The sequence below is a fragment of the Mucilaginibacter sp. 5C4 genome, assembly GCF_034345625.1.
GTDB classification, from domain to species: Bacteria; Bacteroidota; Bacteroidia; order Sphingobacteriales; family Sphingobacteriaceae; genus Mucilaginibacter; species Mucilaginibacter aurantiaciroseus.
In genome coordinates this window covers 653,992-678,247 of record NZ_CP133775.1, presented here as the reverse complement: position 1 = coordinate 678,247, position 24,256 = coordinate 653,992, and the positions used below count along the sequence as shown (strand labels likewise).

The 24,256-nt window shown below is 44.4% G+C and carries 23 protein-coding genes; 5 read left to right on the top strand and 18 right to left on the bottom strand.

The genetic code is table 11. The annotated features are described in order from the left end of the window. Positions 1-283: 283 nt before the first annotated feature. The 7 genes from RHM67_RS03160 to RHM67_RS03130 all read right to left on the bottom strand — a co-directional run bounded on the left by RHM67_RS03160 (position 284) and on the right by RHM67_RS03130 (position 7,873). The gene (locus RHM67_RS03160; RefSeq protein ID WP_322230578.1) at positions 284-1,132 is read right to left on the bottom strand and encodes a transglutaminase family protein; all 849 of its coding nucleotides are present in this window, start codon (positions 1,130-1,132) and stop codon (positions 284-286) included. Next, complete coding sequence (locus RHM67_RS03155; protein ID WP_322230577.1) at positions 1,122-1,859, bottom strand: peptidase; 738 nt, start codon at positions 1,857-1,859, stop codon at positions 1,122-1,124. The genes RHM67_RS03160 and RHM67_RS03155 overlap by 11 nt, the downstream gene beginning before the upstream one ends. A 108-nt stretch (positions 1,860-1,967) precedes the next feature. Beyond that, positions 1,968-2,945, bottom strand: coding sequence for a transglutaminase family protein (locus RHM67_RS03150; RefSeq protein WP_322230576.1), 978 nt, complete (start codon positions 2,943-2,945; stop codon positions 1,968-1,970). A 98-nt stretch (positions 2,946-3,043) separates the two neighbouring features. Beyond that, entirely contained in the window at positions 3,044-3,979 is a 936-nt protein-coding gene (locus RHM67_RS03145; protein ID WP_252757502.1) for an alpha-E domain-containing protein, read from the bottom strand. 81 nt (positions 3,980-4,060) lie between these two features. After that, entirely contained in the window at positions 4,061-5,509 is a 1,449-nt protein-coding gene (locus RHM67_RS03140; protein ID WP_322230573.1) for a circularly permuted type 2 ATP-grasp protein, read from the bottom strand. 295 nt (positions 5,510-5,804) lie between these two features. Then, positions 5,805-7,004, bottom strand: a complete 1,200-nt coding sequence (locus RHM67_RS03135) for a glycosyltransferase family 87 protein (protein WP_322230572.1) — start codon at positions 7,002-7,004, stop codon at positions 5,805-5,807. 122 nt (positions 7,005-7,126) lie between these two features. Then, positions 7,127-7,873 (bottom strand): hypothetical protein, encoded by a 747-nt coding sequence (locus tag RHM67_RS03130; protein ID WP_322230571.1) that lies wholly within the window; start codon positions 7,871-7,873, stop codon positions 7,127-7,129. Between the two features lie 388 nt (positions 7,874-8,261). Here RHM67_RS03130 and RHM67_RS03125 point away from each other — a divergent pair, with 388 nt between their 5' ends. The 3 genes from RHM67_RS03125 to RHM67_RS03115 all read left to right on the top strand — a co-directional run bounded on the left by RHM67_RS03125 (position 8,262) and on the right by RHM67_RS03115 (position 11,271). Next, positions 8,262-8,996: a GDSL-type esterase/lipase family protein gene (locus tag RHM67_RS03125; protein ID WP_322230570.1), complete on the top strand. Its 735-nt coding sequence runs from the start codon at positions 8,262-8,264 to the stop codon at positions 8,994-8,996. Positions 8,997-9,052: 56 nt separating this feature from the next. After that, positions 9,053-9,829, top strand: a complete 777-nt coding sequence (gene xth, locus RHM67_RS03120) for an exodeoxyribonuclease III (RefSeq protein WP_322230569.1) — start codon at positions 9,053-9,055, stop codon at positions 9,827-9,829. A gap of 95 nt (positions 9,830-9,924) precedes the next feature. Further along, the gene (locus RHM67_RS03115) at positions 9,925-11,271 is read left to right on the top strand and encodes a BamA/TamA family outer membrane protein (RefSeq protein WP_322230568.1); all 1,347 of its coding nucleotides are present in this window, start codon (positions 9,925-9,927) and stop codon (positions 11,269-11,271) included. Positions 11,272-11,274: 3 nt separating this feature from the next. Here RHM67_RS03115 and RHM67_RS03110 read toward each other — a convergent pair whose 3' ends face one another. Together RHM67_RS03110 and RHM67_RS03105 are read right to left on the bottom strand one after the other, a co-directional pair. Continuing rightward, positions 11,275-11,865: a TlpA disulfide reductase family protein gene (locus tag RHM67_RS03110; protein WP_322230566.1), complete on the bottom strand. Its 591-nt coding sequence runs from the start codon at positions 11,863-11,865 to the stop codon at positions 11,275-11,277. A 25-nt stretch (positions 11,866-11,890) separates the two neighbouring features. Next, a complete protein-coding gene (locus RHM67_RS03105; RefSeq protein WP_322230564.1) occupies positions 11,891-12,637 on the bottom strand; it encodes an SDR family oxidoreductase in 747 nt (248 codons plus the stop codon). Positions 12,638-12,833: 196 nt separating this feature from the next. Here RHM67_RS03105 and RHM67_RS03100 point away from each other — a divergent pair, with 196 nt between their 5' ends. Next, a complete protein-coding gene (locus RHM67_RS03100) occupies positions 12,834-13,919 on the top strand; it encodes an acyltransferase (protein ID WP_322230562.1) in 1,086 nt (361 codons plus the stop codon). Positions 13,920-13,972: 53 nt separating this feature from the next. After that, positions 13,973-14,314, top strand: a complete 342-nt coding sequence (locus RHM67_RS03095) for a hypothetical protein (protein ID WP_322230561.1) — start codon at positions 13,973-13,975, stop codon at positions 14,312-14,314. A 108-nt stretch (positions 14,315-14,422) separates the two neighbouring features. On the opposite strand, the gene RHM67_RS03090 is transcribed toward RHM67_RS03095, so the two are convergent. The 9 genes from RHM67_RS03090 to RHM67_RS20575 all read right to left on the bottom strand — a co-directional run bounded on the left by RHM67_RS03090 (position 14,423) and on the right by RHM67_RS20575 (position 24,172). Then, positions 14,423-14,716, bottom strand: coding sequence for a putative quinol monooxygenase (locus tag RHM67_RS03090; protein ID WP_252757490.1), 294 nt, complete (start codon positions 14,714-14,716; stop codon positions 14,423-14,425). Positions 14,717-14,876: 160 nt separating this feature from the next. After that, positions 14,877-15,170 carry a hypothetical protein gene (locus tag RHM67_RS03085; RefSeq protein ID WP_322230560.1) on the bottom strand — a complete coding sequence of 98 codons (294 nt, stop codon included), beginning with the start codon at positions 15,168-15,170 and terminating at the stop codon, positions 14,877-14,879. Positions 15,171-15,535: 365 nt separating this feature from the next. Then, the gene (locus tag RHM67_RS03080; protein ID WP_322230559.1) at positions 15,536-17,287 is read right to left on the bottom strand and encodes an ATP-binding protein; all 1,752 of its coding nucleotides are present in this window, start codon (positions 17,285-17,287) and stop codon (positions 15,536-15,538) included. After that, positions 17,284-18,417 (bottom strand): sensor protein KdpD, encoded by a 1,134-nt coding sequence (locus RHM67_RS03075; RefSeq protein WP_322230558.1) that lies wholly within the window; start codon positions 18,415-18,417, stop codon positions 17,284-17,286. The genes RHM67_RS03080 and RHM67_RS03075 overlap by 4 nt, the downstream gene beginning before the upstream one ends. A 52-nt stretch (positions 18,418-18,469) precedes the next feature. Continuing rightward, positions 18,470-19,525: a porin gene (locus tag RHM67_RS03070; RefSeq protein ID WP_322230557.1), complete on the bottom strand. Its 1,056-nt coding sequence runs from the start codon at positions 19,523-19,525 to the stop codon at positions 18,470-18,472. A 218-nt stretch (positions 19,526-19,743) separates the two neighbouring features. Then, entirely contained in the window at positions 19,744-20,310 is a 567-nt protein-coding gene (locus RHM67_RS03065) for a K(+)-transporting ATPase subunit C (protein ID WP_322229149.1), read from the bottom strand. Positions 20,311-20,321: 11 nt separating this feature from the next. Then, a complete protein-coding gene (gene kdpB / locus RHM67_RS03060; protein ID WP_322229147.1) occupies positions 20,322-22,355 on the bottom strand; it encodes a potassium-transporting ATPase subunit KdpB in 2,034 nt (677 codons plus the stop codon). Between the two features lie 8 nt (positions 22,356-22,363). After that, positions 22,364-24,082 carry a potassium-transporting ATPase subunit KdpA gene (gene kdpA / locus RHM67_RS03055; RefSeq protein WP_322229146.1) on the bottom strand — a complete coding sequence of 573 codons (1,719 nt, stop codon included), beginning with the start codon at positions 24,080-24,082 and terminating at the stop codon, positions 22,364-22,366. A gap of 12 nt (positions 24,083-24,094) precedes the next feature. Further along, entirely contained in the window at positions 24,095-24,172 is a 78-nt protein-coding gene (locus RHM67_RS20575; RefSeq protein ID WP_369124773.1) for a potassium-transporting ATPase subunit F, read from the bottom strand. Positions 24,173-24,256 lie beyond the last annotated feature (84 nt).

Genomic DNA, 24,256 nt, shown 5'->3' with positions numbered 1-24,256 from the left:
CTCACATATTTCCCAAGGTGTCCCACTAAATATTACACAAGTAAGAATTTTTACTTAATATGCTAATAATTAATACTTTACAGATTTAACTTTTTAAATAAAAAAAGCCAAATAGAATTATAAGTAATTGATTTTTAATTATTTGTGATTTTTAAAAGGTGTCCCACTTGTTTCTAAATGGGACACCGTGGGACACCCTTTTTTGCATGATTTTTTCAGCTTTTTTTCGCCCTTTTTTCACCTTTTTTCGACAATCATCCGACACGTATTTATTGCTTTAAAGCTATAAATACGTCACTCCGTCAAATACGGATTTGGTGTAGTAGATAGCATCGAAAGGTTCGTTCTCCAGCATCTGGCAATCGGCTTTTACGTTGGTGCAAACCACATCGCCAAATATGCTGGCAATGGCGGCGTCGGCAGCATCGCGGCCGGTAGCTATTTTAACCAGGCCGTTTAATGGGGCAAGCTTGGTAGCGTCAAACAAGATCCATTCGCCACCTATGTAGGCTTCAAAGCAGGCGTGGAAATCGGCAGGGACAAGCTTGTAAGCGTACCCTGTAAAGTACCGTGCCGGGATAGTTAAAGACCGGCAAAGGGCTATACCCAAATGCGCGAAATCGCGGCATACGCCGGCTTGCTGGGTAACGGTATCATAAGCTGATGTTTCGGAGTTACTAAAGCCACTCAGGTACTCCACATTTTTATGGATCCACTCGGTAACGGCTACTACCTGCTGGTAGGTATTGTTTATTTGCCCGAAGGTGTTGTTGGCTAAACGGTACAACTTGTCCGACTGGCAATACCTGCTTGGGTTTAGGTAAGTAAGCACCAAAGGGTCAAACTGGCTTACGGGCACCTCTGTATAATTGTGGTAATCTTTTATCTCGTAATAATTATCAACGGTGGCCTCGTATTTTATGTTGACGGTGCCGGTATCGATAATATCTAACCGCACAAAACGATTTTCCCCATTGGTGGAAGGTAACTCTTCGGCCTTAATATAGGGCTCGATGCTTAGTTTTTCGTCCAGTATGGTTTGGCGTGCGGTGCGCAGCGCATGTACATTTAATATTAAGGTGCTGGGTGCCTTTACTTCGTATCCTAATTCTGCCGAAACTTTAAACTTCATCTTTTACCGCGGGTAATTTTGCAAACGCTTTTTCCATCCAATCTCCCGATATATGCTGCAATGCAGCTTTCAGCTCATCATCCCATTGTGCCGATATGCTGGCCATGTCTTTTTGAGTATACCGCTGCTCAACTAACGTAAAAGTATCTTTCCTGTAAAGTGCAACATCGATCGGGAAATCGACATTGTTACTGCTCACCCTCGTAGAATCGAACGAGAGGAACGCAGCCTTCAATGCTAAATGCATGCCAGAATCTTCGTCGATAGTACGATTTAAGATGGCTTTGCCGTGGCCCGAATTACCAATAGCTACAAATGGTGCGCCCTGCCCCAGTTCCACCCAGTTACCCTCGGGATAAAGCAGGAAAAGCTTATGCTCGCTGTCGCCTTTTAACTGGCCGCCAATAATGGTGTTCAGGTCGAATTTAAAGCCTGCTTTTTCAAGCGTGGCGCGGTCTTCCTCGCCAACCCGGCGTACCTGTTCGCCAAAGGCATTCACGGCCTGGTAAAGTTTATCGTAGGTTTGGGTGTCTACCAGTTCGTTAAAATAAACAACGGCCTTGTCGCGTACAGAACGCAGGCCGCTGGTCATGATGAACATGCTGCCACCATCTTTTTGCACGGTGGTCAATTTCTTTTTAACAGTAGTTTCTGTGCCCGATGTTATGCGGGTATCGGCAAGGGCAATTAAGCCTTCTTTAACTTTAATTCCTAAACAGTAAGTCATATATACCTTTTTATAAGCCCCCTCTAAATCTCCCCCGGTAGGGGATACTTTAAAAACTAATCTAATGCCCTCCCTTCCGTGGAGGGTTGGGTGGGGCTTTTATATTTACTATTGCTGCTGTTGTTGTTGCTGCTGAATCATCTCCATATACTTCGCATAGCTATTGCGTGATGCAGTAGTAGAAGGTTTTGGATGATCATTCGATATGGTAAATATATCTTTTTCTTCGTGAACTTGCCCGTCCTCGTACCCAACAGAAACGGATACTTCCAGCCTGTGGCCTGCAGCACCTTTGTAAACGCCCTTAACCGGCGAGCAATCACTAAAGTTACGGCCAACGGCTAAACGCACGTGGTTCTCGTTAGCCACGCAATTGTTGGTTGGGTCGATGCCCAGCCAGCCGTAACCGGGCAGGTAAGCCTCGGCCCAGGCATGGGTTGCACCTTCGCCACGCATGCCATCTTTATTTGGGCATATGTAACCGCTTACGTAACGTGCAGGGATGCCAACCAGGCGCAGCATCACCATTAACAGGTGGGCAAAATCCTGGCAAACACCGGCACGGATCTCCCAGATCTCATCAAGGGTGGTCTCTACAGTAGTCACCCCTTTTATATATTCAAAATTTTTGTAAACGTAGCTGCAAAATTTTAGCGCGGTATGGTAAGGGGTATCCTCCACTTTACGTTCAGATTCTACCACCGGGCGCAACTCGCTCAAGCCTTCAAAATATTCCTGTTTCAAGAAATCGATGTAAGGCACAACATAGCGCAGGTTAAATAAGTCGTTCCATTGTTCGGCCGAAAAAATATTATCCAAAGGCAATGGGCGGGGATGGGTGATGATGGATAGTTGCGAATTGATCATCATTAGGTTATGCGGCTCGGTATAAGTAAAACTACCTACCTCGTTGCCGTAATAATCTATATAAGTATCTACCTGCGGGTGCCCGCTGATGTTAAGATCGTGCTTTAAAACTTCCTGGTAAATATCAACAATAGGGTACAGGATAATTTTGTTGGCACTATCGCGCACAAAGCCATCGTAAGCGTATTTGGTAATATGTTGTATTTTAAATTCGGGCATGGTGCTAATGTTTTAATTTGAAGATTTGAGAATTTGAAAATGATTGTCCCTCATAAGTTCATTTTCAAATTTTCAAATCATCTCATTTTCAAATCGGGTTAAGAATTTGCAAAGTAATATTCGTTAAGCGAGTTACCTATGCGGTACAAGTCCTCGCGCAGGCTGGTTAAATATTCGTGCAGGCCCATTTGGCCAATGCTTTTAACCGAACTGTATTTGATATTACTTTGCAGTTTTCCAATTTGAAAAGAGATCTCGCGGTAATCGTTCACGTTGCTGTTGTTCTTCAGCCTCTCGAAATACCGTTGGATGTTATTTACCGAGTAGATAACCGAGCGCGGGAAATCATTATTCAGGATCACCTGCTCAATTACGTTGTGGGCTTCCAGGCCATCGCGATAGGTTTTCTGGTAAAGCTCGTAACCGCCGATAGACAACAATAAGTGTTTCCAGTAAGTAATATCCAAAAGCAGGTCGGGGTTATTGTTTATCGGCCCAAACTTTACATCAAGGATATCTATCGACTGGATAGCCCGTTCCAGGTATTTACCAATATTCATAAAGCTGCGTGCCTGGCCGCGTTCCATCGTAATCTCGGCAGTGCCGTAGTACAGCATAACCTCTTTGATCAGCACATCCAGAACGCCTATCGGGTCGTCCTTTTTTAGGCCGGATAGAATGCGCGGTTCTTTAGCCGTATGGTAATACTCGTTTAGGCATTGCCAAAGGTCTTTGGGGATGTGTTCCTGTACACTACGGGCGTTTTCGCGGGCAAGAGTTACCAGGTTTACTATAGAGTTCGGGTTTTCCTTATCTATCACCATAAATTTTAAAACCGCACGGCTGTCGTTATTTAGCTTGGCTATCAGCTCTTCATCCGACCCCGAAAAAATATGGATCACCGGTTCCCAGGTAAAGCCTGCAACCGAATCCTGCGACGAAGCGTAGTTGGTCTTCAGCATCCTTAAGATACCGTCGCTACGCTCAATATATCGGCTTAACCAATAAAAACTTGCTGCTACCCTGCTTAACATATTTTCCTATTTAGGATTTTTAATTTCGGATTTATTCGTCCGGATTGAAGCTCCTCTTGATTCTTGTTTTCTTGCCCCTCTCTAACTCAAAACCCACGTATCCTTACTGCCGCCACCTTGCGAACTGTTCACCACCAGCGAGCCTTCTGTTAAAGCTACGCGGGTTAAACCGCCGGGCACTATTTCAATGCCATCCGGGCCGCAAAGGGCGTATGGCCTCAGGTCTATCCGCCTTGGCTGCAGTACCCCGCCTATATAACATGGCGCTGCCGATAAACTAATGGTTGGCTGCGCGATGAAATTGCGCGGGTCTTTCAATATCTCCAGTTTGTATTTTTCTATTTCTTCCTCGCTTGATGCGTGGCCCATCAGCATACCGTAGCCTCCGCTTTCGTTGGTTTTTTTAACCACCATAGTATTGATGTTCTTGAACACAAAGTCGCGCTCATCTGGGTCTGATAGCCGGTGCGTTGGCACATTCTTCAATATTGGCTCCTCGTTAAGGTAATACTTGATCATATCCGGCACGTAGATATAAGTAGCCTTATCATCGGCCACGCCGTTACCTATTGCATTCACAATGGCCACGTTGCCTTTACGGTATGCCCCCATCAACCCGGCAACACCTAAAACGCTGTTGGGGTTAAATACTAATGGGTCTAAAAAGTCGTCGTCCACCCGGCGGTAAATCACATCAACCTGTTGCAGGCCGGTGGTGGTTTTCATGTAAACCTTGTGGTTGTTTACCACCAGGTCGCGCCCCTCAACCAATTCCACACCCATTAAACGGGCAAGGGTGGTATGCTCAAAATAAGCGGAATTGTAAATCCCCGGACTAAGCAACACAATAGTAGGGTTGCTGATCTGCCTTGGTGATAGGGATAACAGGTTTTTATATAATATCGATGGATATTCCGTTACGCTGCGTACACCGCAATTGGGTAGCAGATCCGGGAATAAACGTTTAGTGATCTCGCGGTTCTCCAACATATAACTTACGCCCGATGGGGTGCGCAGGTTATCTTCCAGCACATAAAACGTACCATCATGGTCGCGGATCAGATCGATGCCGGCAATATGTACATACACATCATAAGGAACATCCAACTGATACATTTCGCGCAGGAAATGCGGGCATGAGTACACAATATCTATCGGCACAATACCATCTTTTACAATGAACTGGTTGTGGTAAATATCTTTCAGGAAAAGGTTAAGCGCGGTAAGCCTTTGCTTGATGCCTTTCTCTACAAAAGCCCATTCATCAGATGTAATAACCCGGGGGATAATATCAAACGGGAAGATCTTCTCGATACCCTCGCCGCTGTTATAAACGGTAAAGGTGATGCCCTGCGTCATGAACAGGCGTTTAGCCAATTCTTCTTTTTTATTGAGGTCATCTGGTGATTCTTTTGCCAGGTATTCAATTACTTTTTGATAATGGCCGCGAACGATGCTGTTTTCGTTGTACATTTCGTCCCATACGCCGTTTATTAAATTGTATTTTTCAAAATGCTGCGCTTTGTACATAAAAACTTTCCTTTAATGAGCTAAAAAATCAAACAGTTTTCAAAAAGTATTTATTTGCGATTGATTTAACAATCATAATTAATGATTTTTGGTAAATTATGAAAAAAATCATACAATTAATGCAAGATTTATATTAAAATATAATTAAAACCTTAAATTTTTGAATAATACTAAGCTAAATCGTGTTTACTTGTTGTCTTTCGGCAGGTTTGTTGGCGATGCACAATTACAGAAACAAGCAACCCTGCGCTGTGTTTGTAACCAACATAAGTATTTATGTGAAGAAAGTTGAGCGTTAAGCTACAGTCGTTTCGCCTTGTTTTAACGGCAGTTTATCGTTAATGAAGTCCTTAAAAAGCAACTCCCACGCTATCTTAAACCAAATGATGATGGGGGCATACGCTTTAATAGCGTAAAGCTGCATCCAATGCCGGGCGGGTTTCGGGAACGCGTCTGATGGGCCAAGGCCGGTTACCACCAATAGCAAAACCAGCATAACAATGTTAAAAGGAGTAAAAGGCTTCTCCTGCATCATGATGTAAATTACCGCGCCCGCGGTGGCAATAATAAAGGTGGGATGCTCGGAAGCGGTACTAAAGACCACTACCATCAACAACAACGAACACATAATTTGTAGCTGAAACTTTAGTGAAGCATACTGTTTAAACCTTAGTAAAGCCGCGCCAAATACCGCCGCGCCACCTAATAAAAATGGCCAGTTAGGTATGGTGCTATCCTGGAACAAGCGCCTTACCGCACCCATCAGGCACCAGTCGAAACCCGTGGTCAAATCCTGGTTGGTCAAATTTTTGGATGTTAACGCCGCAAACCAGTCTTTATAGGTCTGCACTAAAAAACCGGGCCCGGAAATGATCGCCGGCAGGCAAAGGAAAACCACCAGCCATACAAACGACCAGATGATATATTTCACCTTGTTTTTTGAGAATACGAAAAACGCTAAACCAACTATCGGATAGATCTTCATTAATGTACCAAACACCGTAAATAGCGTGGCGTATTGCTCTTTTTGCCTTTTCACAAAAGTAAAACTCAGTATAATAATAGCAGCAATTGTTGGATTAAATTGCATGTAGTGACTGGAGTTTGCAAACTCGATGGCACACAGTAAAAGGATAGCTGTTTTGGTTCGGTTGGTAAATGGCAAGGTGTTAACGGCCCACAAAAACATGGCGGCATTACCCACCTCCCAAAAGAAGAAACCCCAGCTTTCGGGCATTAGCGACATGGGGGCTATGAGCAGCGTAAACGCCGGGCCATAAATGTACACATCGTAATACTCTTTTGGGTAATGCAGGTAAAGGTTTATATGATCCCTAAAGTGAAAATAAGAGGTGCGGAAAATGAGGTAATTATTATCAATATGCCTAAAATACTTTAGCTGCCAGCAAAAAATAGCCACGGCTATGTACAGGATACACGCCCACTGGTAGCCTGTTAGTTTAAGGAATTTTTTGGGTGATAATGTTTCGCTCATTTAATAGGTATAAAATAAAGCAAAATATATTTATCTGCTCAGGGTAAATGCAACAAAAAAGGCCGCTTAATAAAAGCGGCCTTGAAAAACTGATCTGCACAAAACTGAAGATCTAAATTCTCTTATTTTTTATGATGTTCGAAACCACGGGCTTCAAACGCTAAAAGCACATTGGCAATAACTCTATTATAAATAATTGCGTTGCTGGTGCTGCTGATGATGATAGCGCCGTTGGTACGTGTAGCCGCATCGATCTGGCTTGACGGGATAGCAGTAAGCAATTTATTTAAGTGGAAACTTAGCTTGGCGGTAACATTGGTAGTTGCATCAACGGTAACGTTTTCAACTTCAGCTTTCAGGATAGCGTTATCGTTGTAATCAAATTCGATAGGTACAAGGGCGCCACCTGCAGTAGTAAATGTACCTTTAACGGTAAGCGGGATATCTGCGCCTGCTGATTTTACCAAAAGTATTTTTATCTCGATCTCTTTGTATTTACCGGTATCAATTTTAGCGGCAACAGTTGCCGGGTCTATAGCCAGCAGATCGAGGTTACTGATATTTTTTGTGGTGATCTCGATTTCTGTATTGCCTTTTTTAGCTTCCAGTTTAAAGCGGCTGATGTTGGCAATAGCCGACGTCCATTTGATAGAAGCATTTGCAGCGACAAATGCATCGTTTTGCAGCCCATTGGTTTGCAAGCCGCTTGTGGATGTTGGAGCTACGGTTGAAGTAGCATTATCCGCCGTAAGTGCGAAGGCTACGTCAGCACTTGATGCCGTACTTGTCGACTTATCTTTTGTACAAGATACCAGGGCAACGCTTGCCATCAAGGCAATGGCGCTGAATTTTAAGAATGGGTGTTTCATATATTGTTTTTTCTAGGGTATATTAGCTTAATACGTAGGGCCGTCGTGTTCGGTTGCCCTACATGGGTGAAAATACATAAAAAAATGTTACACCATATTAGAATGCTGTTAGAATCGAAAAGCCCCCGGGCATTCGAGAGGTTTTTTTGGACATGTATAATAGGGTTTGGGTAGGGTTTAAAAAACGTAATTAACGGAGAAATTAACAGCGTTAATAAAAGATACGTTGAAGCCGTTGGTTGTGCCCCGTTGGTATCCGTCCATTTTTTGGTGCGAATAACTGATGTCGCCTAACCTGGCCATAAGCCCAAGCTTTTAAACCGGGAAGTAAACATCTGTTGATTATTAGAACGTAAATTTGACGCTCATTACCTTACAAATAGAAAACATGAAATTAATATACCTGTTACCGCTGCTGTTGTTAACCAACCCCGCATTTGCCCAGGAAAAGGCCGACTCCGCGAAAGAAACCGCCGTTATAAAAGGCGATTACCGCGACGACTGGGCCGACCTGCGCCATTACGAAGCCGGGAATAAGACCCTGCCACCCGCAACGGCCAATGATAAACGCGTGGTGTTTTTGGGTAGTTCGATATTTGAGAAATGGAAGGAATTGGTACCCGGATATTTTAGCAGCAACAAAAACTATATCGATCGCGGCATAAGCGGGCAGATATCGCCACAGCTACTGTTGCGTTTTAGGCAGGATGTGATCAACCGGAAGGCTAAGGCAGTTATTATACTGGCGGGTAGTAATGATATTGCCGGGACTACAGGGCATGTAACTAACGAGCGCATTATGGATAACATCCGCTCGATGACGGAACTGGCTAAGGCAAACAACATCAAGGTAATACTTTGTGCTTACCTGCCCGTGTTTGATTACCCCTGGCGCAAGGGCTTAGAGCCCGCCAATAAAATTATTGCATTGAACAAGCTGATAACCGCATACGCCGCGGCAAATAAACTCACACTGCTGGATTATTTTACACCATTGGTTGATAACCGTAACAACGGGCAACGGCCCGAATTAACACTTGATGGTGTGCACCCAAACGTTGCCGGGTATAAAATTATGGCGAAGGTGACTGATGAAGCTATTGCAAAAGCTTTTCATAAATAAAAACTATCGATTATTTAGATCTCATCATCAAAAACTATAGTATTTAAATTACCAATATGAAAATAGCCACCTATAACGTTAACGGCGTAAATGGCCGCCTGCCGGTTTTATTACGCTGGCTGGATGAAACCAAACCCGATGTTGCCTGCCTGCAGGAACTGAAAGCACCGGATGAGAAATTCCCGCTGGATGCTATAAAAGAGCTGGGCTACAACGCCATCTGGCACGGGCAAAAAAGCTGGAACGGCGTTGCCATATTAGCCCGCAGTGCGGAGATACAAGAAACACAACGTGGCCTGCCCGGCGACCCTGATGATACCCAAAGCCGTTATATAGAAGCTGTTGTAAATGGCATCACCATTGGCTGCCTTTACCTACCAAACGGCAACCCCGCGCCCGGCCCCAAATATGATTATAAACTGCACTGGTTCGAGCGTTTTACGGAACATGCCGCAGGGTTATTAGCATCGGGCAAGCCTGTTGTTTTAACAGGAGATTACAATGCGATACCTACCGAACTGGACGCTTACAAAGCGGAGCGTTGGGTGGAAGATGCGCTCTTTCGCCCGGAAACCCGTGTTGCTTACAAAAACCTGGTTGACCAAGGCTGGACGGATGCCTTGCGCAAGCTTAACCCGGACAAGGTAATTTATACTTTTTGGGATTATTTCCGTAACGCTTACGGGCGTGATGCCGGGTTGCGGATCGATCACTTTTTGCTTAGTCCGGATGTAGATAAGCGCCTGTTAGCCGCGGGTGTTGACAGGCAAGTGCGCGGCTGGGAAAAGACGAGCGACCATGGCCCGGTTTGGGTTGAACTGGCAGACGCTTAATTATATTACGGCAATAACTGTTGCAATTGTAAAACACTTACATACTTTTACAGTTATTTTGGTTAATTTTTCACTCAATATATAGCAGCTAAAAATTGAATAAAGCACATGCCCATAAAACCAACAGGAATTTACGTTTAACAGCAGGCTTTTTACTCGCCTTTTTTTTGGGTGTGGCTAATACAGCATACAGCCAGGTAAAGGTGGCGGTAGATTCTACTAAAGCCACGGTTGCGGCGCCAGATACTTCTCGCGCGCGCAAGCAGGCGGTGGCTCTGTCTAAACAATATGATATAGGCAACCTGTTCAGCGATATTTTTCACCCAAAAAAGAAACCCGATTCGGTTATTAAAAAACCATCGGGTATTACAATTATCCCAAGCATCGCATCAAACCCGAGCATCGGGTCGCAGATAGGTATCAAGGCGGTTGCTGGCCGGGTGCTGGGTAACGAGCCGGGTACATTTATGTCGGTGGCGGCTACCTCGGCATCTATTACCACAAAAAACATCATCTATTTTTACATTAACCACAATATATTTACTCCCGGTAACCGCTGGAATTTCCAGGGTAACCTGATAGCTGCTAAAACCGTTACGCCCGATTTTGGACTCGGTATTGGCAACGGTGCTACTGGCAGTGTAAATGATAAGATCCTTACCAACCCTGACCGCAAAGGTTACGCCATCCACTCGCAACTTTACAGCTTCCGCGAAAAAGCGTATAAAAAGATTGAGAAAAACCTGTTTGTAGGTGCCGGTGTGTCGTTTGACCTGAGAAGAAAAATCACTGACGTAAACACACCTGAGGTGCCAACACCATATTCGATCTATAACGAGCGTTACGGCTTTAATAACGACCATTACACATCGAGCGGCTTGCTTTTTAACGTGCAATACACCACCCGCGATAACCAGAACCGAGCATACAGCGGTATCTATGTTGATGCTGGTTTTAGGGTTAACCAATCGTGGATGGGGAGCTCTAAGAACGCGGTACAGTTCACTGCCGACTTTAGGAAGTACTTCAGTTTGTCTGAAAGTCATCCCGAGCATGTTATCGCCTTCTGGAATTGGGGCTCGTACCTCATAAGCGGCGCATTGCCATATCTTGACCTACCGGGAACGGCTAAAGATGGTGCTTTCCGTAGCGGCCGTGGTTATACCACAGGTTACTTTAAAGGCACACAATACGATTACTCGGAAATGGAATACCGTTTCCCGATAACCGCAAACAAATTTTTAAGTGGTGTGGCATTTGTAAATGTGCAAACCGCAAATGATGAGTTAGGCACTAAGCTGTTCGAAAAATGGCAGCCCGGCGGTGGCGGTGGTTTACGTGTATTGTTTAACAAGGCTACACGTACCAACCTTTGTTTAGATTATGCCTGGGGTAAGTACGGGTCGCGTGGTTTCTTTTTGGGGTTAAACGAGGCGTTCTAATTACTACTTAGCAAGCTGCTGCAAATAATCAGAAACTTTACTGCCGCCATAATCGGCGCTGCCCTCGTGGCAAAAAACCATTTTACCGTTTTTATCAAAAATGACGGTAGTTGGAAGCGTACCCTTAAATAGGCTTTCGGGGAAATTCCCAACAACCCGGTATAATGGCATGCCGTAATCGCGCTTGCGCATAAACAAGCCCGATTTGGCAAAATTACCGTCCGCATCAACCATAATAAAAACAATGTTTTTGTTGCCCTTCAGTTTGCTGTAAAGCGCATTAATGGAAGGCATTTCGGCAACGCAGGGCGGGCACCAGGTAGCCCAAAAGTTGATTAATACCACCTTGCCTTTTTGCTCCTGAAGGTTTAAAAATTTACCATCGGCACCTTCAAAAGTAACCGGCGGTAAGGTAACCGGCGAGGTCGACTTTAGGGTTTCGGTAATATCCGGCTGAAAAAAGCCCACCTTCATCAATCCACGGATAAATAACCCTTTTACCGACGGTACAAAAACTACAAGCAACAAAAAAGCTATCAGCAAGCCATTAAACAAATTGGACCGGGTTAGTATTTTTGTTGCCTGTAAATTCATGCCTGTAAAATTAGGCATTTTGGTGTTACCCGGGGAAATTACCGTTTATTACCTCAAATAACTCTTCGCGTTTTATACGCATGCCCGCCGCCATACCAATGCCGGCTTCTAATATGTCGGCTTTTAATGCGGCCATTGCGCCTTCAATAAATTCTGCAACAGGGATGCCACCGTGCGATTGGTCTTTGTCCTCGCGCCTGTCATGCCCAAGTTCGGTATCAACAGCGGGCGGGGCAATTTCAAAAACCTTTATGCCGGTATCTTTCAATTGGTAGCGTAAAGATAAGGTTGCCGAATGCATGGCCGCTTTGGTAGCGCAGTAAACGGCCATCATGGCTATAGGCACAAACGCAAGGCCCGATGTAATATTGACAATAGCCGCATTTTCTTTATCCTTTAAACCGGCTGTAAATAACGATGCCAGGTGGATAGGGGCTATCAGGTTGGTAACTACCTCTGTTTGTAGTTTATCAAGGTCGATGCCTTTTTTAAAATCGGTGATGAATTGTACACCTGCGTTGTTGACCAGTATATTAGTATCCGGGTAATTTTCGGCTATCCAATCCACCAGTTCAATGCGTTGCGTCGCCTCCTCTAAGTCGGATACTTTGGCAATGATGCCGGGCAGGCGGTCTTTAATGGCTTGCAGCCTGCCCTCGCGGCGGCCGGTGATGATCACCTTGTTGCCTTCCTTTAAAAACTCTTCGGCAAAGGCAAGGCCTATGCCCGATGTACCACCGGTAATGAGTATGGTATTCCCTGTTATGTTCATGGTTGTTTAGTTTGGTATAAATATGCTTTTAATGGCAATTAAACGTTTGCAAACATCAATCCAATGTTTATTAAATTCAAATAATAGCAAAGATGTTGCATTGGCTATTATGTATTTACAAATGCCATAATTAATAAGGCATTTGTAAGTGAATAGCGGGTATAAATTATATTTTTGAGCGAACAGGCCCAATCTTATGAAAAAATCCACAGCCGAAATATTAAAAACCAAACAACATTTTGACATGCTGGACGGCTTGCGTGGTGTTGCCGCGCTATCTGTGGTGTGTTTCCATTTTATGGAGATGGTTTATGCGCCGGAGAGAAACTTTATCGCCCATGGTTTCCTGGCGGTAGATTTCTTTTTCTGTTTATCGGGTTTTGTGATCGGGTATGCTTATGACGACAGGATAGGTAAGATGGGGGTTGTCGAGTTCTTTAAATCGCGCATCATCCGACTGCACCCGCTGGTTATTTTAGGTTCGATATTTGGGCTGCTTGCCTTTTTGTTTGATCCGTTTGCTGTAATGCCTAACGGCTACAGCGCGGGCAAAATTGCGTTGATTTTTTTAAGTTCGGTATTGCTTATGCCATATCCGATAATGCAGGAGCGGGCGTTTAACCTGTTCAGCTTTAATGCCCCGGCCTGGTCGCTATTTTGGGAGTATGTGGCTAATGTTTTTTACGCGTTCATCCTTTTTAGGGTAGGGCGCAAATTGTTGCTGATATTAACCGTATTTGCGGCTTTAAGTATTTGCTATGTGGCTTACAGAACAGGCAATGTTATAGGCGGATGGAGTGGCGGGACCTTTTGGGATGGCAGCGCGCGCATTAGCTATTCTTTTTTAGCAGGGCTACTAATTTATCGCAGCAAGTGGGTCATTAAAAACAAACTGGGCTTTGTTGGTTTAGGTGCTTTATTAATACTTGCATTTGTGATGCCTTTTAACAAATGGGTTTGGCTTACCGAGCCATTGGTAGTACTGTTCTATTTCCCGCTATTGGTTTCCCTTGGCGCAGGCGCGGTATTAACACCGGGGCTTAAAAAGCTTTGCCAGTTCTCGGGAAATATGTCTTATCCGTTGTATATGACCCACTATGCCGCTATATGGGCTTTCGGCAATTACTACAACGCCAATAAACCGGCAACGGGCCAACTGGCGCTAATTATTATTGTTGGGATGATACTGTTGGTGGCGTTTGCCTACCTGGTGATGGTGTTTTACGACATCCCGGTACGGAAATATCTGACAGCTAAACGCAAACAAGATCTGCAGAAATAACAATGCGCTAAATTTTGTAAATTACCGTTTAGTAATTTCTTATCTTGCAATTAATGACGGAATACCTTACCGCAATAAAAGATTGGATTGTTGAACTTGGCGACAAGCACGACGTTGACCCTTTGTTTTTGGGCTGCCTTTACCTGGTAAGTAAGGTATCGCTTTTTACCACGCTTGGTTTTTTAGTGAGAAACATCCGCAAAAAAAAGCCTGTTACTTTATTAATACTATTGGCCGGCATCTTTTTTTGTATCCCATATACTTACATTATCATAGCCGGCCGCAACCTTCCTGTTTGGGTATATGTGCTTATTGCCTGCATATTTATGTACGGCGGTTATACCATCTGGAAAAAGGTTACCGAAAAGCCAAAAGCACTGGATGTTGTAGAATAATCTGTTGCCATTAACCATATTCTGGCGTAACGAATGGTGACGATTTAAATTTTTAAACAAAAAAGCCTTCCCGATTATCGGAAAGGTCTTGATGCTATTTTACGATTATTATTTTATGGCTAACAAGTCTACCTTTTCAATAATGGGGTCTTTAGCTAAAAGTTCTGCAGCGTTTGCCATAAGGGCTTCCGCTATTTTGCCATTAAGGTGTGCCTGGCGGCCTTCTTCAGTTTCAAAGGTGTCAAATATCCCAAAGGTTGACGGGCCCAGTTGCAGGGCATACCACCTAACAGTATCCGGCTCTGTTTCAGCCAAAGGCAAAGCGCTTTTTAAAAATGCCAGTACATCGGCTTCCTTACCCGGCTTTGCTTCCACGCGGGCCAATAATGCAAATTTTTCCATGATTGATGTGTTGATGAGTTTTTATATTTCTATAAACGAAAAATCAATCTGTTCCGATGTTTTCATTTTAATTATTTATTAAGGTTGCCAGTGCTCTTCAACGCCCAATAAACCAAAACGGGCTGAAAAAGCAACCGCATAAAACGTTTTGCATCGGTATCTAATCCAAACGCACAGCGGTGATTGGTATACTGCGATATGTTGCCGTGAAAAATGTGGCGGCAACTTTACCTACGGTTAGCTCATGTTTTTCAGGAGTAAAGACAAGGGCAATACCCAATGTGATCTCGGGAACGCCGGAAAGCAGAACGGTATCGTCCGTTTTTAGCGGCACCCAATCAGGCACCTGCGCCCTAAAGGGTTTACGTGCAAATGTTAAATGGCTTATACCTGCAAATATCAGGTTAGCGCCTAATAGTATCCTTTCTGTTTTTTTAATGGTGTCGTCTTTCACAATAGTATATTTTATTGGGAAAGGTGCAAATACAGTTCCAGTAAGGTTTACAGTGGGAGTAGAGTTCCTTTAATCACCTCGCGGTCTATCCTCGTATGTCGCCATTAAGGGAATCCCACCTCGCTCCCCGTTTAGCCAGCAGATATAGGCCGGTTGCATATACAAGTATGCTGATAGGCGCGGTGATTCGGAATAATTTTTCTGCCTCGTCATCAGTACCGCGATACTACACCACAGTAACATTCCCTGTAATTTCTCATCCTGTAACCGTAAATAGCTGATACGCTGTTTGGAAGAAATAGAGTTGAATTCCAACTCCGACTTCGCAGTAATGACCTTCTGCTTTCTCATCTCCTTAAAATATATTATGCTTTCGTCACCGGCAGGTTGAAATAAAAACGACTGCCTTCACCAACTTCACTTTCCAGGCCAATGGACCCACCCTGGGCTTCAATAAAATCTTTGGATATCGCCAGGCCAAGCCCTGAACCCGACTTATTTTGACCGTCTGTAGGCACCTGGAAGTAACGATCGAACAGTCGTTTTTGGTAAACTGGATCTACCCCTTTTCCAAAATCACGTACTGAAAATTCTATATATTGCCCTTTTAGGGAGAGGTTGAGTTCTATTTTTGATTTTGCAGGACTATAGCGCAATGCATTAGACAAAAAATTGATCAGCACCCAGGCCGTCTTTTCTACATCTGCATTTACCTCGGGCAGATTTTCTGGTATACTATATTCTATTGTAACCCCTTTTTGCTCTGCTTCAAAACGTACGGCTTTAATCGCGTAGTCTACGATCTTATCAGGATTTGATGCGACAAAATTAAGTTGAATATTCCCGGTCTCGACCTGTGAAAGGTCTAAAAGTTCTGAATTGATTTTAAGCAGCCGCTCAGAATCCTCCTCAATATGTTTTGCCAATTGTTCCTGCTCCTTATTCAATACACCAACACGTGGGTCGACCAGTAACTTAAGGCTCATTTTTATAGCCGAGATGGGCGTTTTCAATTCATGCGATATGGTAGCAATAAAATTTGTTTTGGCCTCGTCCCGCTCTTTAAATTCTGTAATATTTTTTAAAATATAAACTTTACCTGCGGACTTATTGGCGATTATTACCGGACCTGAATCCGGGCCTATATTTGGAACATTAATCTCACGCGTCTCCAGTTGGAAATGGGAATTCTGGCCTTCTACTACGATCTTGAAGGGCTTACCGGTTTGCTGTCCATCCACAATAGATTTAAATAGCTCGTTGCTTTTTATAATATCCGCGACAGAACGACCTTCCATTTTAGGTTCACTGATATTTAGGATTTTCTTAGCGGAGGTATTGATAAACAGGATTTCTTGTTTTTCATCAATTCCAAGAATGGCATCCTGCATCTGTTCGATGATAGTTTCAATCCGGAGTTTATCGGACATTACCGTAGATAAATTACTATTTTGCCATTCGTTTAAACGGGTAGCCATATCGTTAAATGCCCCAGCTACTTCTGCGAACTCATCATTTTGGGTAAAATGTATGCGCTTATTGTAATTCTGCTGACTGATTTCCCTGATACCCACCAGCAATGCATTTAACGGCCCTGAAATTATTCCAGGAAAGTTCACACTAAAGCTAAATAATACGAGAAAAGTGAAGGTGCCTACGAGCGCCAGAACAAGTGTTGCTTCATCAACTGATGAATTTGCCTTCGCATTTTTGTTCGTGATAGCTCTCATATTCACAATCTCAACCTGTCTTAGACTTCGCCTCGCTTCCAGTTCTGCCTGTTGCAGGTCTTTGAGATCGGTTTTTTGCCGGAGATTTACGAAAGCATTTCTCAAAGCTGTTGCAGCCTGCCTTTCACCAGGTTCGGTAATATTATGTTCTTCGGCTATGAGTTGCTTTTCAAAAGATCTTAAAGCGGCGGCATTGAGCGGCAATTTATTCTCATCCAATACAGATCGCATTTCACGGGTAAAACTTAACGAATTATAGTTATCCTGTAAAATGACTTTGGCACCCGTAGAGAGGCGGTTAATAAAGATCAGCGACAGTAGGCCAAAGGCCAGCACTACCAGGAATAAAAAACCGAATCCCAGGCGAAGTTTATTTTTTACTTTCATGATAATATTACTAAATCAGTTTCTGTTTCTGCGATTTTGTTAAGTAATTCATTAAATACAGTAGTGCGTAGGATGACCTGCCAAATGTTTAAATGGGGTTTGCCGATACAGATCGTGGTGATCTCTTTTTCTTCAGCGACTTGCATAATGGTTTTGGTGATCTGGTCACTTTTGACTTTTACAACCTCTGCGCCGAGTTCGGTTGCCAACTTAAAATTATTGATCAGATGCCTTTGTTTATCCAGTTTGATACGCTCCAAACTTTCGCTGCTGCTTTGTACGTAAAGCACAATCCACGGCGACCGATAATAGGAAGCCAACCGGGCGGTTTTGCGGATAACGATCTTAGAGGTCTCGGCATTGGAGGAGATACATGCCAGGAATTTTTCCGGCCGCAGTTTGATCTGCTTAGGCACTTCTATATTGATCTTGCGCTCTAAATGATGCGCAACCTCCTTCAATGCTATTTCACGCAGCTGTAGGATCTTTTCGTTCCGGAAGAAGTTTTGAAGGGCGGTTTCTACTTTGGCCTTGTCATAAATCTTACCGTCTTTAAGACGGTCTATCAGCTCATCAGCGGTGAGGTCAATATTGACTATCTCATCAGCGATCTCTAAAATTTTATCCGGGACGCGTTCGGTAATTGGTATCCCGGTAATGTCTTCTATTTCTTCGTTCAGGCTTTCGAGGTGCTGGATATTTACAGCGGTTATGACGCTGATGCCCGCCTCCAGGATATCCCTTACATCCTGCCAGCGTTTGCTGTTCTTGCTACCCTCGATATTGCTATGGGCCAGTTCATCAACAATAACAACCTCGGGGTGGCGATTAATAATGGCCTGCAAATCCATTTCCTCAAGTTCTTTCCCCTTGTAAAAGGTCTTCCGTCGGCTTATCACGGGCAGGCCGGCCAACAAAGCATGAGTCTCGACGCGGTTATGCGTTTCTATATAACCGATCTGAATATCTATATTGTTTTTAAGCAGCGCATGGGCTTCCTGCAACATGCGATAGGTCTTACCTACGCCGGCACTCATGCCGATATAGATTTTTAATTTCCCCCTCCTGGATTTTTTGACCAGTTCGATGAAATCTTTTACGGAATTGTCCTTATGCGCTTCTTCTTCCATAATGAAAATGGCCGGCTACCGGAGTAGCCAGCCTTTTAATGTTGTCTTTTATTTAAAATGCGTAAACCGCAGCTACTAAAAATTGCGAAGCCTGTTTTGTTGGCCCTGCATTTTTGTTGATGAACTGTGCTGTTGAGCCATTATCTAACCTAACCTCGGGTATTAAATTTAACGGGCCTGCTTTAATATTTGCTGTTAAAGTAAACGCGGTGATAGATTCGCCTGCCGGTGGGCCTGCGGTTACAAAGCCACCGTTTTTAGTTTTAAAGTATTCGCCCCTTAAGCCTAAAGTTACATCTTTTGACACTGCTAATTGCGGGTATAATGCTACGCCTTCAAAACCACCTTTTACGGCATCGGGTGCCGAGAAGCTTGCGCCATTCAGCCCTAATTTAAAGGCATCCGTAATTTGGTAAGCGGAGGTCAGGTCGATGATGGTACCTGATGTTTTACCGCTTAACAGGTTGATGTAAGCCGTCCATCCCTTAACCGGGCTAACAAACAATTGCGCGCCGAAGGTTGATACATCTTTTGTAGACTGGTAGTTATTCCAGGTATCATTAAAAATACCTGCCATTAAGCTAACCTTGCTGTTGAAGGCGTAGGTAGCCTTGAAGCCCGCATTTTGGAACGGGCCGTTGGTAAACAGGTACGATGTAGAATAATTGAAATTCCCTACCGGGGATATTACTTCGTAACCTACAAAGGTGGACATATAACCCGCCGTAAGGTTTAGTTTATCGGTAACATCATAGCCCATATATAAATTTTGGATATGGAACGATTGTCCGTTGGTGCCGCTATTGGGGATCGATTGTGCCTCGCCACGCGGGCCGAATGATAGCTCGCCCACAAATGATGCTTTGTTTACTTTCTTTTTCACAGCCAGGTCAACCATCCCAATCGAGATAGAGTTTTGGTCGGTTGCAAAGCTGGTGGGGATGTTTGAACCACCTGCCGCGTTGCGGAATTTAGAAAAATCGTATTTGTAATAAGCATCTACCGACCCTGAAATGGTTAACGGGTTCTCTACGGTTTTGGTTGTATCCTGTGCTTTAGCTGTTATGGCCGCTAAAAGTATTGCTGATGATAATAGAAGTGTTTTCATGTTATGTTAAAATCATATAGGTGACGTCATCCCGAATTTATTTCGGGATCCCTTTGCAGGGTTGCCTACTTTGCTTGTGAGATGCTGAAGCAAGTTCAGCATGACTATTCGTTGGTTAACCACAGAGTGCACGAAGGCTTGTAAGTTTTAGCTCACGGTTTAATCTTTGTGTACTCTGTGGTTTTCTCTTGGTGTTCTTTGTGGTTAAATCTTATTTGTTATTTCTTTAATTCATCAAGTGCTACATTCAATTTTAAAACGTTCACTTTTGCGGGTCCAAACAGGCCCATTAGCGGGGTTTCGGTATGCTGGTTTACCAAAGCGGTAACTGCTTCTGCATCAAGGCCGCGTACTTTTGCTACCCGTTGTATCTGGATCTTAGCAGCAGCCGGAGATATGTCCGGGTCAAGTCCACTGCCTGATGCGGTAACCATTTCTGTAGGGATATCGGCACGTTTAAGGTACGGGTGGTATTTAAGCAGGGTATCTATGCGGTTGCTTACCTCTTTCAAATAATCGGGATTGCTTGGGCCTTTGTTAGAGCCTGCACTACCTGCTGCATTGTAGCCAACAGCCGATGGCCTGCCCCAGAAGTATTTAGGCTGGGTAAAGCTTTGGCCTTCGTTGGCATAGCCAACCACTTTGCCGTTAACCATAATGGTTTCGCCATCGCCATGGCCTTTTGATAGCTTACCGGCAAGGGAAATGGCTACCGGGTATATTACGCATAGTATCACGGTTAATACCAGTGTGATGCGGATTGATTTGATGATATTTGATTTCATGATCGTTGTTATTAAAAGAATAATGAAATAAGTAAGTCGATTAGTTTGATGCCGATAAATGGCGCGATAACACCACCCAAACCGTAGATCAACAGGTTGCGGCGAAGCAATGCACTGGCACCGATCGGTTTGTATTCTACCCCTTTAAGGGCCAGTGGTATCAGCATCGGGATGATGATCGCGTTGAAGATCACCGCAGATAGTATGGCGCTCTCCGGGCTGTGCAGGTGCATAATATTAATAGCCTGCAGGGCTGGTATCGACGCGATAAACAATGCCGGGACAATAGCGAAATACTTAGCCACGTCATTGGCGATGGAGAAGGTGGTTAACGTACCACGTGTGATCAGCAATTGCTTACCTATTTCTACGATCTCGATCAGTTTGGTGGGGTCATTATCCAGATCCACCATGTTACCGGCTTCTTTGGCAGCTTGTGTACCGCTGTTCATGGCTACACCTACATCTGCCTGGGCCAATGCCGGGGCATCGTTTGTGCCGTCGCCCATCATGGCAACCAGGCGGCCTGCCTGTTGTTCAGCTTTGATGTAGTTCATTTTATCCTCGGGCTTAGCCTCGGCGATAAAATCATCCACACCGGCTTTTTCGGCAATAAATTTGGCAGTTAACGGGTTATCCCCGGTCACCATTACCGTTTTGATCCCCATTTTACGCAGGCGCTCAAAACGTTCGGCGATGCCGGGTTTAATAATGTCCTGCAATTCTATTGTACCCAAAACAACCTCATTTTGTGAAACCACCAGTGGTGTACCACCGTTGCTTGCAATAGCTTTAACCCGTTCTTCTACATCGGCAGAAAACTTATTACCGGCAGCTACGGACATGTTCCTGATAGAATCAAAAGCACCTTTACGGATCCGCAAACCCTCAGTAGTGTTGATACCGCTTGCACGGGTTTCTGCGGAAAATTTGATGAACTCGGCCCCTGCAGGCGGGGTCATTGAAATACGCATGTTACTTTGCTGTGCCAGCTCGATGATAGATTTACCTTCGGGCGTTTCATCAGCCAATGATGATAGTACCGCCGCCCTTACCAAATCATCAGGCAATACACCGGGTGCAGGCCAAAATTGGGTCGCTTTACGGTTGCCAATTGTGATTGTACCGGTTTTATCTAACAATAGTACGTCAATATCACCTGCAGTTTCCACCGCTTTACCAGATTTGGTGATCACATTGGCACGCAATGCCCTGTCCATCCCCGCAATACCGATGGCCGATAAAAGGCCACCGATGGTTGTAGGGATCAAACAAACGAAAAGGGATATTAATGCCGCAATGGTTATCGGGGTGTTGGCATAATCTGCAAATGGCTTTAGCGTAACACATACAATAATAAAGATCAGCGTAAAGCTGGCCAACAGGATCGTTAAGGCGATCTCATTTGGCGTTTTTTGGCGCGATGCACCTTCTACCAGCGCGATCATCTTATCTAAAAAGCTTTCGCCCGGTTCAGTGGTAACAACCACTTTTATCTTGTCTGACAATACCTTTGTACCGCCTGTTACCGATGATTTATCGCCACCCGCCTCGCGGATAACCGGGGCAGACTCGCCTGTAATTGCCGACTCATCTATAGTTGCCAAACCTTCGGTGATTTCACCATCGGTAGGTATAGTATCACCTGTCTCACAAACGAACACATCACCTTTACGCAGGTCGTTTGATGATTTACTAACAACGCTGCCGTCGGGCATTAAAACATTGGCAGGTGTTTCTTCACGGGTTTTGCGTAAACTGTCGGCCTGTGCCTTACCGCGTGCTTCGGCTATAGCCTCGGCAAAGTTGGCAAACAGCAGGGTTAGCAGCAGTACGATGAAGATGATAAAGTTATAGGCGAACGAACCCTGGCCGGTGTTTAGCAAGCTGTAAACGCTCATATACAGCATAACGGCGGTGCCTATTTCCACGGTGAACATCACCGGGTTACGCAGCATGACCTTTGGATTCAGTTTGATGAATGACTGCTTCAATGCGGTTTGCACCAACACAGCTTCAAATAATTTATTAGATTGAGTTTTCATGTGATTAATTACTTAGGCATTGAAAAGAACTCTGCAATAGGGCCCAGGGCCAAAGCAGGGAAGTACGATAATGCGTTTAGAACAAGTATTACAGCGAAGGTCATCAGGCCGAAAGTCACCGTGTCTACCTTCAAAGTACCTGCTGATTCCGGGATGTATTTCTTTTGGGCAAGCAAACCTGCAATGGCAACAGGGCCAATTATAGGCAGGAACCTGCCTAACAGCATAACAAAACCTGTTGATACGTTCCAGAAGATATTGTTATCGCCCAAACCCTCGAAGCCCGAGCCGTTGTTGGCGTTAGCTGAGGTCATCTCGTAAAGCATCTCGCTAAAGCCGTGGAAACTTGGGTTATTTAACCATGCCGATGGCTTAACTGCCCAGTCGGCATTGCCATGGTTGGTGAATACAAAGGCTGCGAGAGCTGTGCCCGCCATAATTAAAAACGGACTAAGCAAGGTTATCAAAGCGGCGATCTTCACTTCCCGGGCTTCTACTTTGTGGCCTAAAAACTCAGGGGTTCGGCCAACCATCAACCCGGATATAAATACGGCGATGATGAGATATATGAAGTAGTTTAACACACCCACACCACAGCCACCAAAGAAGCCGTTGATCATCATGCCCAGTAACTGCCATAAGCCGGTAAGTGGCATGGTGCTATCGTGCATCCCATTAACTGAACCGGTTGATACAATGGTGGTAAATGTACTCCAGAAGGCTGTCGCGGTTGGCCCTATGCGCACTTCTTTACCCTCCATAGCGCCGGTTGGCTGGGCGATGCCCATTTTGGCAATAGCGGTATTACCACCCGTTTCGCTACCGATGCTTGGGATAAGCAGGAGCAAAGCGCCTATCATCATCACCCCAAAAATTATCCAGCCCAATTTTTTGCGGCGGATGAAGTATCCGAAACAAAGAACCATCGCAATAGGGATGATCATCTGCGAAACGATCTCGGTAATATTAGTTAAGTAGTTAGGGTTTTCCAGCGGGTGTGTCGAGTTTGCACCAAACCAGCCGCCACCATTTGTACCTAAGTGCTTAATAGCGATGAACTGCGCTGCCGGGCCACGCGATACGTGTACGGTATCGCCCTGCAGGGATATGAATTGGTCTTTACCGGCGTAGCTGCTTGGCGTGCCGTTAAAGGTTAATATTAAGGCTACTACTATAGATAGAGGCAATAATAAACGGGTGATCGCTTTTAGAAAAAAGTTCCAAAAGTTACCGATGTCATTAGTGGTCTTATCACGGAAAGCTTTAAAGAAACCTACTGCGCAGGCAATACCTGTTGCGGCACTCACAAACTGTAAAAACATAAATATGAAATGCTGTACCAGGTAACTGGCACCACTTTCGCCGCTATATTGCTGTAAATTACAGTTTACCACAAAACTGATAATGCTATTAAAGGCCAGGTCGGCCGTCATGCCGGGGTTGCCATCGGGATTAAGGGGCAGCTTATCCTGGTGCATTAATACAAAAAAGCCGTAAACCAACCATAAAAGATTGATGCACATCATGGCTTTTAAAAACTGTTTCCAGGTCATGGGCTCGTTAGGGTTGATGCCCGACAATTTGTAGATGCCACTTTCTACAGGCTTCATAAAATCGGTCCATACCTTTTCGCCGGCAAACATTTTTGCCAGGTACTTGCCCAGCGGGATGCCGATAACCAGCATCAGGGCGAAGGAGGCAATGATTCCAAATAGTTCTGTGTTCATTGTGTGTTAAGGTTAAAATTTTTCGGGTTTAAGCAGTACATATACCATGTATAAGAAAACTGCAATAGAAATGATAAATAGTGCGATCATGATGCGTTAGATTTTTTCGAACCAGTCGATGGATTTAAAAATAAACCACCATCCCAGCAGGATGGCAACGAAAAGGATTATTGT

Coding starts and splice junctions, on each gene's coding strand:
- RHM67_RS20575 (WP_369124773.1), bottom strand. CDS start 24,172: ATGATCGCACTATTTATCATTTCTATTGCAGTTTTCTTATACATGGTA.
- RHM67_RS03065 (WP_322229149.1), bottom strand. CDS start 20,310: ATGAAATCAAATATCATCAAATCAATCCGCATCACACTGGTATTAACC.
- RHM67_RS03130 (WP_322230571.1), bottom strand. CDS start 7,873: ATGAAACACCCATTCTTAAAATTCAGCGCCATTGCCTTGATGGCAAGC.
- xth (WP_322230569.1), top strand. CDS start 9,053: ATGAAAATAGCCACCTATAACGTTAACGGCGTAAATGGCCGCCTGCCG.
- RHM67_RS03125 (WP_322230570.1), top strand. CDS start 8,262: ATGAAATTAATATACCTGTTACCGCTGCTGTTGTTAACCAACCCCGCA.
- RHM67_RS03150 (WP_322230576.1), bottom strand. CDS start 2,945: ATGCCCGAATTTAAAATACAACATATTACCAAATACGCTTACGATGGC.
- RHM67_RS03145 (WP_252757502.1), bottom strand. CDS start 3,979: ATGTTAAGCAGGGTAGCAGCAAGTTTTTATTGGTTAAGCCGATATATT.
- kdpA (WP_322229146.1), bottom strand. CDS start 24,082: ATGAACACAGAACTATTTGGAATCATTGCCTCCTTCGCCCTGATGCTG.
- RHM67_RS03095 (WP_322230561.1), top strand. CDS start 13,973: ATGACGGAATACCTTACCGCAATAAAAGATTGGATTGTTGAACTTGGC.
- RHM67_RS03155 (WP_322230577.1), bottom strand. CDS start 1,859: ATGACTTACTGTTTAGGAATTAAAGTTAAAGAAGGCTTAATTGCCCTT.
- RHM67_RS03105 (WP_322230564.1), bottom strand. CDS start 12,637: ATGAACATAACAGGGAATACCATACTCATTACCGGTGGTACATCGGGC.
- kdpB (WP_322229147.1), bottom strand. CDS start 22,355: ATGAAAACTCAATCTAATAAATTATTTGAAGCTGTGTTGGTGCAAACC.
- RHM67_RS03075 (WP_322230558.1), bottom strand. CDS start 18,417: ATGGAAGAAGAAGCGCATAAGGACAATTCCGTAAAAGATTTCATCGAA.
- RHM67_RS03080 (WP_322230559.1), bottom strand. CDS start 17,287: ATGAAAGTAAAAAATAAACTTCGCCTGGGATTCGGTTTTTTATTCCTG.
- RHM67_RS03160 (WP_322230578.1), bottom strand. CDS start 1,132: ATGAAGTTTAAAGTTTCGGCAGAATTAGGATACGAAGTAAAGGCACCC.
- RHM67_RS03100 (WP_322230562.1), top strand. CDS start 12,834: ATGAAAAAATCCACAGCCGAAATATTAAAAACCAAACAACATTTTGAC.
- RHM67_RS03110 (WP_322230566.1), bottom strand. CDS start 11,865: ATGAATTTACAGGCAACAAAAATACTAACCCGGTCCAATTTGTTTAAT.
- RHM67_RS03135 (WP_322230572.1), bottom strand. CDS start 7,004: ATGAGCGAAACATTATCACCCAAAAAATTCCTTAAACTAACAGGCTAC.
- RHM67_RS03140 (WP_322230573.1), bottom strand. CDS start 5,509: ATGTACAAAGCGCAGCATTTTGAAAAATACAATTTAATAAACGGCGTA.
- RHM67_RS03090 (WP_252757490.1), bottom strand. CDS start 14,716: ATGGAAAAATTTGCATTATTGGCCCGCGTGGAAGCAAAGCCGGGTAAG.
- RHM67_RS03070 (WP_322230557.1), bottom strand. CDS start 19,525: ATGAAAACACTTCTATTATCATCAGCAATACTTTTAGCGGCCATAACA.